The 14,522-nt window shown below is 40.7% G+C and carries 16 protein-coding genes; 5 read left to right on the top strand and 11 right to left on the bottom strand.

Annotation, left to right across the window (positions count from 1 at the left end; translation table 11 throughout):
- Complete coding sequence (locus BM192_RS14565; protein ID WP_037438843.1) at positions 1–1,158, top strand: carboxypeptidase-like regulatory domain-containing protein; 1,158 nt, start codon at positions 1–3, stop codon at positions 1,156–1,158.
- A 46-nt stretch (positions 1,159–1,204) separates the two neighbouring features.
- Positions 1,205–2,176 (top strand): polyprenyl synthetase family protein, encoded by a 972-nt coding sequence (locus BM192_RS14560; RefSeq protein ID WP_037438845.1) that lies wholly within the window; start codon positions 1,205–1,207, stop codon positions 2,174–2,176.
- Between the two features lie 2 nt (positions 2,177–2,178).
- Here the strand turns inward: BM192_RS14560 and BM192_RS14555 are convergent, their stop codons facing one another.
- The gene (locus BM192_RS14555; protein WP_157282787.1) at positions 2,179–2,973 is read right to left on the bottom strand and encodes an ATP-binding response regulator; all 795 of its coding nucleotides are present in this window, start codon (positions 2,971–2,973) and stop codon (positions 2,179–2,181) included.
- 361 nt (positions 2,974–3,334) lie between these two features.
- Between BM192_RS14555 and BM192_RS14550 the strand changes: the two genes are divergently transcribed.
- Entirely contained in the window at positions 3,335–3,688 is a 354-nt protein-coding gene (locus BM192_RS14550) for a helix-turn-helix domain-containing protein (protein ID WP_037438849.1), read from the top strand.
- A 62-nt stretch (positions 3,689–3,750) separates the two neighbouring features.
- Here BM192_RS14550 and rpmA read toward each other — a convergent pair whose 3' ends face one another.
- From rpmA to BM192_RS14530, 4 genes are all read right to left on the bottom strand, one after another.
- Positions 3,751–4,119, bottom strand: coding sequence for a 50S ribosomal protein L27 (rpmA, locus tag BM192_RS14545; RefSeq protein ID WP_074964037.1), 369 nt, complete (start codon positions 4,117–4,119; stop codon positions 3,751–3,753).
- Between the two features lie 59 nt (positions 4,120–4,178).
- On the bottom strand, positions 4,179–4,490 hold the full coding sequence (gene rplU, locus BM192_RS14540; protein WP_037438851.1) for a 50S ribosomal protein L21: 312 nt from the start codon (positions 4,488–4,490) through the stop codon (positions 4,179–4,181).
- 115 nt (positions 4,491–4,605) lie between these two features.
- Complete coding sequence (locus tag BM192_RS14535; protein ID WP_037438853.1) at positions 4,606–5,142, bottom strand: hypothetical protein; 537 nt, start codon at positions 5,140–5,142, stop codon at positions 4,606–4,608.
- A gap of 39 nt (positions 5,143–5,181) precedes the next feature.
- Complete coding sequence (locus tag BM192_RS14530; protein WP_037438855.1) at positions 5,182–6,567, bottom strand: dicarboxylate/amino acid:cation symporter; 1,386 nt, start codon at positions 6,565–6,567, stop codon at positions 5,182–5,184.
- Positions 6,568–6,696: 129 nt separating this feature from the next.
- Here BM192_RS14530 and BM192_RS14525 point away from each other — a divergent pair, with 129 nt between their 5' ends.
- On the top strand, positions 6,697–7,194 hold the full coding sequence (locus BM192_RS14525; protein ID WP_037438856.1) for an RNA polymerase sigma factor: 498 nt from the start codon (positions 6,697–6,699) through the stop codon (positions 7,192–7,194).
- Positions 7,181–7,771 (top strand): hypothetical protein, encoded by a 591-nt coding sequence (locus BM192_RS14520; protein ID WP_037438858.1) that lies wholly within the window; start codon positions 7,181–7,183, stop codon positions 7,769–7,771. The genes BM192_RS14525 and BM192_RS14520 overlap by 14 nt, the downstream gene beginning before the upstream one ends.
- A 51-nt stretch (positions 7,772–7,822) precedes the next feature.
- On the opposite strand, the gene BM192_RS14515 is transcribed toward BM192_RS14520, so the two are convergent.
- The 6 genes from BM192_RS14515 to BM192_RS14490 form a co-directional block, all read right to left on the bottom strand.
- Positions 7,823–8,452, bottom strand: coding sequence for a hypothetical protein (locus tag BM192_RS14515; protein WP_037438860.1), 630 nt, complete (start codon positions 8,450–8,452; stop codon positions 7,823–7,825).
- A gap of 29 nt (positions 8,453–8,481) precedes the next feature.
- On the bottom strand, positions 8,482–10,374 hold the full coding sequence (locus BM192_RS14510; protein WP_037438862.1) for a beta-N-acetylhexosaminidase: 1,893 nt from the start codon (positions 10,372–10,374) through the stop codon (positions 8,482–8,484).
- Between the two features lie 176 nt (positions 10,375–10,550).
- The gene (trxB, locus tag BM192_RS14505; RefSeq protein ID WP_037438864.1) at positions 10,551–11,504 is read right to left on the bottom strand and encodes a thioredoxin-disulfide reductase; all 954 of its coding nucleotides are present in this window, start codon (positions 11,502–11,504) and stop codon (positions 10,551–10,553) included.
- A gap of 96 nt (positions 11,505–11,600) precedes the next feature.
- On the bottom strand, positions 11,601–12,230 hold the full coding sequence (locus BM192_RS14500; protein ID WP_037438866.1) for a toxin-antitoxin system YwqK family antitoxin: 630 nt from the start codon (positions 12,228–12,230) through the stop codon (positions 11,601–11,603).
- Positions 12,231–12,263: 33 nt separating this feature from the next.
- Positions 12,264–13,892 (bottom strand): acyl-CoA carboxylase subunit beta, encoded by a 1,629-nt coding sequence (locus BM192_RS14495; protein WP_037438869.1) that lies wholly within the window; start codon positions 13,890–13,892, stop codon positions 12,264–12,266.
- A 386-nt stretch (positions 13,893–14,278) separates the two neighbouring features.
- Positions 14,279–14,522: integrase core domain-containing protein (locus BM192_RS14490; protein WP_139218453.1), on the bottom strand; the 244-nt coding region annotated here is incomplete at its 5' end.

Raw genomic sequence — 14,522 nt, 5'->3', positions numbered from 1 at the left:
ATGACTTTACCCAAATTCCTTTGTTTTCTGATTATTTGCTGTGCATCCGAAGTCTGTGCCCAGCAAATAATCGGGGGACATGTAACGGATGCCGAAACAGGAAAGCCAATTGCCTTTTCGACGGTTACTGCCGCAGCTTCTTTGCAAACATTAAGTAATGAAACAGGTGAATTTGAACTGAGCTTGTCTAACCTGCCCATCACTCTGCAGGTATCTCATCTGGGTTATCAGACCAGAACGCTGACGATAGAAAAACAATCATCAGCTGTAAACATCCAGCTTATCCCCAAAACCTTTGAACTTCCCGAAGCAAAAGTTGGCAACCCAGCGCTTGCTATTATACAGGAGGCTGCAAAAAAAGCAATGGAAAACTACAAAAAGACTTTTCCCGGAAAAGCTTTTCTCCGGCAGACTGCTTATCAGGCTGGAAAGCCTGCCTATCTGCAGGAGATCTGGTTTGACGCGAGCTGGACAGCTTATGGGCTTTTAAAATGGAACCCAACAGAAAGCAGGCGGCTTGCTGCCGGCAAAGGAATTAACTATACTAATTTCAGCTTCAGCACCCTGATCTTCTCCGGATACCTCCCCAATAACCTGCTGCTTAAACCACTGCGTAAAAGTGCCGATTCACTCTATACATTTAAGCTAACCGGAACCACAGAAAAAGATGGTCAAGAGATAGCCAGAATCAACTGTATTCCCCGTACCGGTGTTAAGGACGTCCGCTTCGAAGGAGATTATTATATCAATACGGTAACTAACAATATTGTGATGATAGACGGCATAATCAGGGACATGAAATTTACCAGTTCCGGCCCTATGTCAATTAAGAACAAGGAAACCAGGTTTTCGGCACAATTCCATTTGAATGACCAGGGAGACAACGTACTGGAATATGCAACCTTCAACCTGATCAACAGATTAAAGGTAATGGGTTTTGGCACTCAGGATACAGAACTTTACAACACGTTATTCCTAACGACATTACCTAATACATTTCCTGCCGCGGCACTCGAAGACGTGAGACCAGACATTAATGATCAGTCCCTTATCCGTTCAATGCATACAGACCCGGAGTTCTGGCAAAAAAATCCAGGAATTATCCGCACAGCAAAGGAGCAGGAAGCCATTAAAGAATTAGAAAGAATACCCAGATAAAAAGCAATACACAGATAAGCAATACACAGATAAGCAATACACAAAAATGCATACTATTTCTGAACTACAACAATTAATAGAAAACGCTGTCAGCAAAGTCGAATATCCGGCCCATCCGTCACGTTTATATGAGCCTATCAGTTATATCATGAAACTGGGCGGAAAAAGAATACGTCCCGCTTTGTTGATTCTCTCCACAGAATTGTTCAATACAGATCTTTTGAAAGAAGCTATTGAAGCTGCGCTCGCTATAGAGACCTTTCATAACTTTACCCTTATTCATGATGACATTATGGATAATGCGCCATTGAGACGTGGCCAGGATACTGTGCATATTAAATGGGGCGTAAATAATGCTATCCTCAGTGGAGATGTCATGATGGTGGAGGCCAATAAACATCTGACAAAGCTCCCTGTAGAAGTCTTAAAAGATGCATTAGCGTGTTTTAACCTAACCGCACAGGGCGTTTGCGAAGGACAGCAACTCGATATGGAGTTCGAACAACGGAAAGATGTCACCATTCCTGAATATCTAAATATGATACGCCTTAAAACTGCTGTGCTCGTTGGTGGCGCAATGAAATTAGGGGCTATTGTAGCAGGTGCAGATGCTGAAGATGCCGATTTACTGTACAAATTTGGAGAGAACTTTGGAATTGCGTTTCAGCTACAGGATGACATTCTCGATGTCTACGGAGACCCGCTAAAATTTGGAAAGCAGGTTGGTGGTGATATTATCAGTAATAAACAGACCTTTATGTTGCTTAAGTTGAAAGAGATCGCAGTAGCAGCAGATCTGACCGCTCTGGAAGAATTGAGTTTGCAATCAGACTATCCATCTAAAATCCGGTCAATTACCGACTTGTATAATCAATACGATATCAGAAATATCGCGGCTTCAGAAATGCAGAAAAGCCTGGATATTGCTTTTGAAGCTTTAGCACGTGTTAACGTTGATACAGCAAGAAAAGCAGAATTAACAGCGCTGGCAAAATTGTTGATGAATCGCGAACACTAAACTTACTCAGTTAGCAGATGTTTAATTTTATCGTAGGTTAAAGGCTTTGTCAGAAAGTCTTTAACCTGTGGATAAGAAAGTGCCTTAACGCGCTCCGAAGGATTGATTGTAGAGGAAACAATTACTACATCGATACCAATGCCGTGCTCCTGAAGAATATTCAGAAAAGACCAGCCGTCAATTTCCGGCATATTCAGATCCAGCAGGATTAACTCTGGTGTATGCTCTCTGAGATACTGCAGAGCTGCCTTTGCGCAATCAAACTGTACAATCTTTTTGTGCTTGTAGTACCTGGAGATAATCATATCATGCAGTTTATTCGTTAGCATGTCATCATCCAGCAGCATAATATGATTCAGGTCTCTCCGCTCTGTATCATTCTTATAAGCAACCAGTTCCGGTTCCCGGTATTTCATCTTATTCAATACGCCGATAATATGATCCAGCTTCTCGGCCTGATAATTAATATCATCTAAAATTCCCATTATAGCCGAACGGTCATACTGTTCCATTTCAGGCAAATGCATCAGATTAGACAAACTCAAGATGTTTGTGATAGGCGCACGCAGGTCATGAGACGCCATATGGGCATACTGATCTAATAATCTCACCTGATCCGGATATCCGATATTGCCGCTAATCATACAAGAAAAATAATGTTTCCCGGACTCAAGCAGCAATGGTGTAAATATCACCTGAAGAATTCCGTCATCGTTACCTGGGGTTTTAAAATGATACTCCAGACTTAGTCCGCTTCCGCCCAGGCAGGCGGCCGCAAGCGATCTGAATCTTTCCAAAAACTTATGAGCAAGAATTTCCACAACATTTTCCCCAGTCTTGGGATATTTTTCAAGAAAATGAATGACGTGATCCTGCTTTTCTATGTGAAAAGAAAGCAGCTGTAATTTATTATCAAAAATAAAAAAAGAATTTTTTTCGTAAGGTGCACAGTATTGCTCAAGCTTCATAGCAGAAATCCATTGTGGTGACATAAATACAAGCGTGCCATACCTTAATCACTTATTAATTGATAGAAATTTTAAAGATTAAATATTACGATCCCAAAAACAAGCAGACCATTAAAGACAAAAATGGTTTGATAATTGCATTTTCCCCAACTAGGGAGAATTCCACAAACCAACAAAAATTTACGTACTAATGCAAGAAATACTGTCAAAGAAATTATTAGGTAACCGAATTAAGTCACTGAGACTAGAGAAAGCATATGCACAATCGGAAGTCGCGGCAATTCTGAACCTATCCAGAAGCAACTATTCACAAATTGAACTGGGCAATCAATATCCTAGCTACAATACTTTACAAGCAATCTCATTACACTATCAGAAGAGCTATACCTGGTTGCTGCATGGTACTTCATCAATCTCAGTTCAGACTGCTGAAGCTGCTATAATTAAAGACCTTCAGGCTACGCTGCATGATTTCTCATTTAACCTTAAAAGATTGGAGAAACAGCTATTACAAATCCGGATTAAGCTTGGAATAACAGATTAAGTATAAACAAAAAAAAGCCACCCGGATCGGATGGCTTTTTTAATATTATTATATATAAGCTATTATTCTGCAGTTGCATCAGTCTCAGCAGCAGGTTTAGCTGCTTTCTTAACTGGTGCTTTTTTTGCAGTTGCTTCAGCTACCGGAGCAGCTTTTTCTACAACTTCTGTAACAACTTCCGCAGGTAAAATAGAAACATAAGATTTGTTATCTTGTTTCTTTTTGAAGATCACAGTTCCATCTACCAAAGCAAATAAAGTATGATCCTTACCAATACCAACTCCTTTATCAGGGTGGTGTTTAGTTCCGCGTTGACGAACTAAGATATTTCCGGCAATAGCTTGTTGACCACCAAAAACTTTGATACCTAAGCGTTTACTATGCGACTCACGTCCGTTCCTGGAACTACCGGCTCCTTTTTTATGTGCCATTTTGTTTTATATTTTATCAATTAACAGCTATAAAACTGCAATTTTTGTTTAACAACTAATTATAAACTGATACCAGAAATCTGGATTTTGGTGAAATACTGGCGGTGGCCATTTTTCTTTTTGTAACCTTTTCTACGTTTCTTTTTGAAAACGATCACTTTATCGCCTTTTAAATGAGACACGATTTTAGCTGAAACGACTGCACCTGCTAGTGAAGGGGCACCAACAGAGATTTTGCCTCCGTCTTCAACCAACAATACATTGTCAAATTCAATACTAGCGCCTTCATCTCCTTGCAAACGGTGTACAAAAAGGTGCTGGTCTTTTGCAACTTTGAATTGCTGTCCTGCTATATTTACTATTGCGTACATTGTTAAATAATTAGTATTTTAAATTGTTTATTTTTTTATTGAGGTGCAAATATATAATTTATATTTCTAAAATCAAAGTGATTGCATAATTCTAATCAATTTGTTTAACAGAAATCTATTTGTTGTTTTCTGTAACACTGCTTTGTTGTTTTCCGTAACGCTGTTCCGCATCACTAATCGTCTGAACAAGCAAAGTTTTCATTTGGTTTGATACATCCCGAAGTTTAGGAATATCCTGATAATCTGCTACCAGAATCACCTTTTTACTTTTCCTTTTATAGTTAAACTGCATTTCGTAGCGCAGTACCTTGGAAGTCTTCAGATCTGTACCGGCATTAGCTATAACGTCAGGAAAATTCCAGAAGCCCAGTTCATTTGCTTTGTTATGCAGATAAATAATATCATTCTGACGGAGCTTAACATTCGTACGCATCAGTGAATCACTGGCATTCAGATACTCGTATTTCCCCGTAGCAGAGTCGTAGCTATTTTCCATTACATTACCCGGGCCCCATTTAAATTGGAAAGACACAAATTCGTCCGATCTGAACGGCGCATTGCGTATAATCGGGGTGTAGTAAATAACGCAATAAGCCAGGAAAGGAATGACAATCGTTAACAGTAAAAATATTTTTTTTGCTTTAGTACTCATAATGGCTGCAAATATACAATAGTATCCCGAAGAAAAATCCTAATCTAATGGACCTGTAAGCTCACCTTCCCACTTACTCACTACTGCTGTTGCGATACTATTACCGATTACATTGGTTGCAGACCTTCCCATGTCCAGCAGCGGATCAATACCGATCAATAAGGCCAGTCCGGCTTCAGGAATATTGAAAGTTGCGATCGTACCTGCAATTACCACTAATGAAGCTCTTGGCACACCCGCAATTCCTTTACTGGTTAGCATTAGAATCAATAACATAGTTATTTGCTGCTGAGCTGATAAATCAATACCGTATGACTGCGCAATGAACAAGGAGGCAAAGGTCATATAAAGCATAGAACCATCCAGGTTAAAGGAATACCCGAGCGGTAATACGAAACTTACAATTTTATCCTTACAGCCAAAACGCTCCAGTTGCAACATCGTTTTCGGGTAGGCGGCCTCGCTGCTCGCAGTACTGAAAGCCACAAGGATAGGCTCTTTCATTCTGCTCATCAGATTAAACACCCTCCCCTTGAGAATCAGGTACCCTATCATAACCAGTAAGAACCAAAGCAATAACATACTTCCGTAGAACTCACCTATAAATAAAGCATATGTAGACAAGACACTTAAACCCTGCTTAGCTACAATCGCGCCCATTGCCCCAAATACTGCAAAAGGTGCAAAGTTCATTACATAACCCGTTACTTTTAAGATAACATGTGCAACCGCATCAAAAAATTCAATGATAATTTTTCCTTTCTCGCCAATTGCAGCAGTTGCTACCCCAAAGAAAAGGGAGAATACTACGATCTGAAGGATTTCATTTGTGGCCATAGCTTCTGCCATACTTTTAGGCACGATATGAGAAATAAAGTCCTTCATTGACAAAGCCACCTTTTGAATACCAGTATCTACATTGCTTGCAGGTAAAGGCAGGTTCATTGCTTCTCCAGGTTTGAATATGTTCACCATGATCAGGCCAAGTACAAGCGACATGAGCGATGCGGAGAGGAACCATAACATGGTTTTACCACCAATACGGCCAACAGCTTTAATATCGCCGACTTTTGCAACACCCACTACCAGGGTCGCAAATACCAGCGGAGCAACAATCATTTTAATCAGGCGGAGGAAAATATCACTAAGCAGCGTTAGCGGTTCCAGTTTCTTTTCCCGAAGAATTTCAGTTTCATGAATAATATTCACGACGCTGCTTTTTTCTGCTATCAGGCTTTTATAATTTACCGCAGAAGAGTCTTTTAGCTGGCTTAACTTTAAATCTATGTCATTAAGCTTCACATCGGCGGTAGCTATTCTACTATTGTATTCATCAAAAGAATTAATGTTGAGTATGTAGCCTAAAATCACACCAAGAATCAGTGCTAAAAATATAAAAAAAGTTAACCGGTTGTTTTTTGACATTATATTGTTTCTTTTTGTGTTTTCGCGGAGTAAAACTACAACAATTAACTTATTTAGGAAGCGTAAAATAAATAGCACAGCTGTAACAATATTTCGACAATGAAGTCAAAACCCAAAAATTAAAGAAGATTGGACCAGAAAGACCTCTTATTTAAGCAGATTTTCGACAAGAATTCGAAGAAAATTTTTCACCTGTGTTATGGATATACAGGTGACGCTGACGCGGCGAATGATCTGCTGCAGGAAACCTTCCTGAAAGTCTGGCAAAACCTGGATAAGTTCCGGGAGAAGTCGTTGATTTCTACCTGGATATACCGCATTGCGGTTAATACCTGCCTAACCTGGTTACGCTCAGAAAAACGACAGGCCAAAGATGAGCTGACAGATCACATTATCGAAAACCGTATTGAAGAATACACAGAAAAAAATGAACAGGTAGCACTCCTATACCAGTCCATTGCAAAACTGGAAGAACACGACAGGCTAATCATAACGATGGTACTGGATGAACTTCCTTACGCAGAAATTGCGGAGATATCAGGAATCAGTGAAGGAAACCTCAGGGTAAAAATTCACAGGATTAAACAAAAACTTACAGAATTATACAATCATCATGCACGAATTTGATCATATAAAATCCCTTTGGCAATCACATTCCCCAGAGCCCGGTATCTCTGCGGAAGAAATGCTTAAACAGGCAAAACTGGAGGTTAATGCTATCCGGCGGAAGTCTTTGCTGAATATAGCGGGAATGCTCATTTCGCTTGCAGCAATTGCGACCTTATTATTAACTTATGACTTCAAATCATGGACGGCCATGCTTGGTGTCGGAATCATTTTGCTAACAGTAGCCATATATACATTACTACTTTACAGAGAGCATGCAATCCTTTCAAAACAGGATTTCACGATTAATCCGTCATCTTTTATTGAAAGACTGAAAGAATATCAGTTCAGCCGTTATCAGCTCTATACCAGACTTTATTGGTTTTATCCAATGGCAATCTCTGCAGGAATGATCCTATATTTCATGGAAACATTTGAACGTATGGAGCCCTGGACGCAGCTTGCAATTATAGTATTCTCTTTCTGCTGGATGGTTTTCTGCGCAACCTATTTAAGAAAAGCATTCCTCAAAAGAGAAAAAGAACGACTGGAGCTGCTAATAGAAAAATTCGAAAGAATCAGCGCACAAATAGATTAACCAGGATTGATCTTTAATTTAAAAGCTAACAAATCATGAGATTAAAGCAGACTAGTCTACTTTAATCTCATCTACTGAAAATGAATTACCACGCAGCTGATAAACCAGTGTTTTAAGTGCTCCTTTAACAGCTGTTGTATCGGAAGAATCTGCGATATAAGGATAGGTTCTAAAGAGATCTCCATTCTTAATAAAAAACTTGTCACCACCTGCATAGTTCTTTTTAGCTCTTGCACTCAATGGCGGAAAGTTTATTTTATTGAAACTATTGTTCTGATATTCATACACCTGCAGATCCTTTACATTTTGTTTGCTCAATAATTCGATATAGAGTTCCGGATTGCCATCATTATCAAGATCCATATTCCAAACATCTGTAATAACTCCCTCCCTTTCCACAGCCAGAGAACGAAAATTATTTTTTGTCGAATCGGACATTAATATTTGGTAACCACCAACACTGTCCACTCCTTTTCCCCAGCTTATAATTTCGAAATGCATTCCTGGCTTAACTTCTATATCTTTATAAAAAGAGAATTGACCCGCCTTCGCAGCTTTTTCTGTAGCATTTGTATGAGCTGACTTTTCCTGGGTTGCAGGTGATTCGTGACGACAGGCCAATAAAAATAAGAGTCCTGCTATAAACACAGACTGCTGTAAAATATATTTAGTAGGTTTCATGCTGATCGGGTTTAGCGAAGCAATTTATGTTATTTTACCTGATTTGTCAACTTGGTCTCTGTAACAACAGAACTTTTTCCTTGCGGTGTAATTACAATTGTTTTAAAAACAAGCGATTTTCCCGCCGGGACTTTAACCTTTAAACCTGTTATATAAGGAGCCGCTAATGCATTTGGACGTGTTCCATCAAGTGTAAAATAAATTTTAGCCCCTTTAACAGGTACTTTCAATGGCATATCAATTACTTCACCCTCCACCGCCTGAAGCGGTTGTCCAATCGGCGTAGGTACCCAAAAATTAGTACCTGTCAGATCCAGGCGAGCTAAATGATAAGGCAGCCTTTCTTCAGCAAAATTTTGCAAATCTTTCTTGTCCTGCTGAGTCCATGCTGTCTCTGAAAGCGCAAAAAGCTTAGGCAAAATCATATATTCAACCTTCTCCGGAGTCTTCACATATTCTGTCCATAAATTCGCCTGAACGCCCAAAATATATTTCTGTTCATCGGCGGTAAGTTCTGCAGGTATGGGATTATAAGCGTATACACGTGTATAAGGATTTAAACCACCTATATTAGTTGGCTCGTCTGCAGAAGCTGACTGCGCGTGATCAAAATACAAACCATCGCTTGAAGGAGTCATAATCACATCGTGGTGCTGTTTCGCTGCTGCTATTCCACCCTGTAATCCTCTCCAGGACATCACTGTAGCATTAGGTGCCAGCCCGCCCTCCAGAATTTCATCCCATCCTATAATCGAACGGCCTTTGCTATTCACATGTTTTTCGATACGCTGAATAAAATAACTCTGCAGCTCATGTTCATCTTTCAACCCTTTTTCTTTAATCAACTGTTGGCAAAACGCAGACTCCTTCCAATAGGTTTTTGGACTCTCATCTCCCCCGATATGAATATAACGGGAAGGAAATAATGTAATAACCTCGTCCAGCACATCCTCCAGGAATTTAAAAGTAGCGTCAGTGGGCACATATACGTCATCAAAAACGCCCCAGGTCTGCTGCACCTGCTTACCTTTTCTGGAACCTGCCCAAGGAGTATTAGCATCAATAAAAGTATCTCGGTCCGGAAACGCACTCAGCTGTGGATAGGCAGCGATTGCAGCCGAACTATGTCCGGGAAGTTCAATCTCAGGAATTACATTAATAAACTTACGTGCAGCATAAGCGACAACATCCTTTATCTCGTCCTGCGTATAAAAATGTTTGTAAACGATGCCATCATTTGCCACCCCGGGATGATGACCGACTATCGTTCCGTTTCTTGAGGAACCTATGCCGGTAAGTTTAGGATATTTCTTAATCTCAATTCTCCAGCCCTGGTCATCTGTCAGATGCCAGTGGAAAGTATTCATTTTATACTGAGCCAGCAGATCTATATATTTTTTAATAAAAGAAACTGGAAAAGCATGCCTTGCTACATCCAGCATCATTCCCCGATATTTAAATCTTGGATAGTCTTCAATTCTGGCAGCAGGAATAATCAGCTCCTGCCCCGTTTTTTCTGGTATCATCTGCATCAGTGTCTGCACGCCATAAAAAAGTCCGGCACCTTTACCAGTTATCTCAATCTGCCCTTTCCCCACAACAATTTTATAACCTTCTTCAGGTAATTCTGCTGCCCCTTTGGAGCTTAAAATAATAGCTTTACTACCCTTCGGTACAGCAGCTACAGGACGCAGGGCAAAGCCACCTTTGGCAGCGATATATGCATTAAGTATATCCGATGTAGCTGCATTTGCAGCATCTCCCTGAACCAGAACGACAGTTTTATCAAGTATAAAAGAACCTGTCTGTACAGAAACAGCAACAGGTGCAGGAATTATTCCCAGATTTTTGTCTGTCTGCGCATTGACGCTCCACACCGTACATACTAGCATAGAGCCAGTCAGAATACTTTTTATTTTCATTGAGTTTATTTTTTTTTATTACCGGAACGAGCTTAATAAGGTCCGTTAGAAATTAAAATTAGTCATAATGAGTGGTCAGGCCAAATTTGATCCGCATAAATCTACAGCGGGAAATAACCACAAAAAAAAGGCATATCCAAAATTAGATATGCCTGTAGAACTGTATTTATATAATTTTAAACAGCTTCTTTAGCTGCCAGATAACGTTCTGCATCCAGTGCAGCCATACAACCAGAACCAGCTGCTGTAACAGCCTGACGGTAATAATGATCCTGAACGTCTCCACAAGCGAATACACCTTCAACATTAGTTTTAGTAGAACCAGGAATAGTTTTCAGATAACCAGTTTCATCCATATCCAGCCAATCCTTAAAGATCGCAGTATTAGGCTGATGCCCGATAGCTACGAAAAAGCCTTCTACAGCCAATTCCTGTTCCGCACCGGTTTGATTATTTAAAACCTTAATTCCGGTTACATTTTTACCGTTTCCAAGTACTTCCGTAGCTTCCGAGTTGTAAATAACTTCGATATTAGGCGTATTTAATACGCGGTGTACCATTGCTTTGGAAGCCCTGAACTCATCTCTTCTGACCAGCATATAAACTTTTTTACAAAGCTTGGCAAGATAGGTTGCTTCTTCAGCCGCGGTGTCTCCTGCACCCACGATTGCAATATCCTGGCCTTTAAAGAAAAATCCGTCGCATACTGCACAGGCAGAAACGCCAAAGCCATTATATTTTTGTTCAGAAGGCAGGCCAAGCCATTTTGCGGTTGCACCTGTAGAAATAATTACTGTATCGGCTGTGATCGTTTTAATCTCGTCGACTACCACACGGTGTGGTGTAGAAGAAAAATCAACTGAGCTTACATAACCAAACCGAATATCAGTTCCGAAACGCTCTGCCTGCTTCCGGAAATCTTCCATCATTTCAGGTCCCATTACCCCATTCGGATAACCAGGGAAATTATCAACATCTGTAGTTTGGGTCAATTGACCTCCGGCTTCCATACCGGTATATAGAACTGGTTTCAGGTCTGCTCTTGCTGCATAAATTGCTGCAGTGTATCCGGCAGGTCCTGAACCTATAATCAGGCATTGTACGTGTTCTGTTTCTAGGGAATTATTCATGATTATATTTTATAAGATATCCTGCACCGGTGAGACCGGAACCGGATTTTTGAAATGCAAATTTACGGCTTTAAAATGGGATGAGCAAACCCGCCGCTACTGTTGAATTCGTTGTCTTTCAGCTTGTTTTTGCTGTAGTTTACGGCCTTTTAGACTGGAAATGAGCTTATCGTTTTCATATTCGTCTTCCTGTTTGCCTCCGTTCAGTATCCAGGTTCCATTTTTTTTACCTGATGCATACAAACCCTGTGCAATGAGCTTGCCGTTGGGTGCAAAATACTGATATGCACCATGCAGTATACCCCGATCGAATGTGATCACCTGTTTAATTTTTTTATCCGTGTAATAACTTATCCAGCGCCCCTGCCTCAACCCATTGCGGTAATTGCCAACCAGTTCAATAAAACGTTCCCGCCCGTTAATCTCAAAGCTATCATTGGTATAATTATTATCTGGCGTGATCCAGTTATAATAAATAAACTGCCCGTGTGGCTCGACCAGACTATCCTGGCGGAAGGAGCCCGACGCAAGCAGAATCCCATCGAAATCGAATTTTTTAAACGTGTACACACTGTCTCCAGATAGCTTACCATAAACGGCATAGGTAACAGCCTGAGCGGAGTCGGCAATCACTTCGTCCTTTGCATTGAGCCAGACATTTTTAACCTGTGCATAGGTAACTGAATAGACAGATAGCAAAACTAGAAAACACCAGACCTTTTTCATGGATAGCAGCATTGATTAAATCAAATTTAGCAACTATGTCTGGATAATCCCGACATTAAACGCTCTTTTTACAGGAGCCTGATTAGCAGCTTCAATTCCCATCGAAATTACCTTCCTTGTTTCCAGCGGGTCAATAATACCATCTACCCATAATCTTGCAGCCGCGTATTCCGGAGTAGTCTGATTATCATACCTGTCTGATATTTCTTTAAGCATTTCAGCCTCTTTTTCCGGTGTAATAGTCTCGCCCCGGGCTTTCAGCGAGGCAGCCTGAATTTGTAACAATGTTTTTGCAGCCTGAGAACCTCCCATTACTGCAATTCTGGCTGTAGGCCAAGCATAAATTAACCTCGGATCATACGCTTTTCCACACATCGCATAATTTCCGGCCCCGTAAGAATTACCAATGACGATGGTAAATTTAGGTACGACTGAATTTGCCACAGCATTGACCATTTTTGCGCCATCTTTTATAATACCTCCCTGCTCAGAACGGCTGCCAACCATAAAGCCAGTTACGTCCTGCAAAAACACCAGCGGTATTTTCTTCTGATTACAGTTCATGATAAACCGGGCAGCTTTGTCTGCACTATCCGAATAAATCACTCCACCAAACTGCATTTCACCTTTTTTAGACTTCACTACCTTCCGCTGATTAGCAACTATGCCAACTGCCCAGCCGTCAATTCTGGCCAAACCACAGATAATACTTTTACCGTAGTCTTTCTTATATTCTTCCAGGGCCGAATCATCTACCAGTCGATAGATCAGTTCATGCATGTCATATTGTTTCTCCCTGTTTTCAGGGAGTATGCCGTAAATCTCTTTAGGGTCTGCTTTGGGTTCTGCAGATTCAATCCGGCTAAATCCAGCCTGCTCCGGCGCGCCCAGCATACTCATCAGCTGGCGGATACTATCCAGACAGTGCTGATCATCGGGGTGTTTATAATCTGTAACACCTGAAATCTCGCAATGCGTGGTTGCCCCCCCCAGGGTTTCATTATCAATATCTTCTCCTATTGCAGATTTAACCAGATAAGATCCAGCCAGAAAAACTGAACCTGTTTTATCTACAATCATGGCTTCGTCGCTCATAATCGGCAGATAAGCCCCGCCCGCGACACAGGATCCCATAATTGCAGAGATCTGCACAATGCCCTCTGCAGACATCATTGCATTATTTCTAAACATTCGGCCAAAATGTTCTTTATCGGGAAAAATTTCATCCTGCATGGGCAGGTATACTCCTGCACTATCTACCAGGTAAATTACCGGTAAACGATTCTCCATCGCAATTTCCTGCGCGCGAAGATTCTTTTTAGCCGTCATTGGAAACCATGCACCAGCTTTAACAGTTGCATCGTTAGCTATAATCATGCACTGCCTGCCGGATACATATCCTATTCCGCACACCACACCTGCAGCAGGACAGCCACCCTGTTCTTTATACATACCATCGGCAGCAAATGCTCCGATTTCCAGGAATTCAGAATCCTTATCTATCAGATAAGAAACGCGTTCTCTGGCAAGCATTTTCCCTTTTTCTTTTTGCTTCGCTGCATTCTTCGCCCCGCCACCCTCGGCAATTTTTTGCAGACGGGCGTGTAAGAAGGTTAGCAATTGTTTATTTTTATCCTCGTTCGTATTGAATTCGATATCCATTCTGGCAAGATAAATTTTTCCTGCAGATTTTAAAAAAAACCAGAGGAATTTTAAACTGCAAAAAAGCCCTTATTGTATGTTTTACACCATATATCTTAATTGGCTTGCTATAGACATCTTAAGGTTTGAACTTTATTTCCGCCCGGATCTATAGCGTTATTCTTCCAGGTTGATATACCGTTGATATACCCTTGGGATACCCTTCCTTTACCCAAAGGGGTATACCAAGGGTATCCCAACGGTATATCAAGGGTATCGCAAGGGTATACCAACACCGAACAAAATCAACAGAAAATCAAAAGCTTCCAAATTGCAAATTCTAACTGTCTTATACTGAAAGTACTTGATAGATTAGGGTAACTCAATTTAATATTCCTGAATTTACTTTATTCTGTAACTGGTATTCCTGAATTTACTTGTGAGTGGTTCAAATAGTCCTGATTTTGCTTGGGAGTGCGCGGCTCTACATAGGCATGTTTGTACTGTGGTGTCTTCAATCCACAGCTGAAATGCGGGCGGAGATAATTGTATTTGGATATGGCTGATTCTACTTGTTTTTTGGCCTGCTCAAAGGAGCCGAATGTTTCATGGAGACCAAACTCTGTCTTGAGTATACCATTAATTCTTTCG

Origin of the sequence: Pedobacter antarcticus (assembly GCF_900112985.1) — a bacterium.
GTDB lineage: Bacteria > Bacteroidota > Bacteroidia > Sphingobacteriales > Sphingobacteriaceae > Pedobacter > Pedobacter antarcticus.
This window is presented reverse-complemented; position numbering and strand designations above follow the sequence as displayed.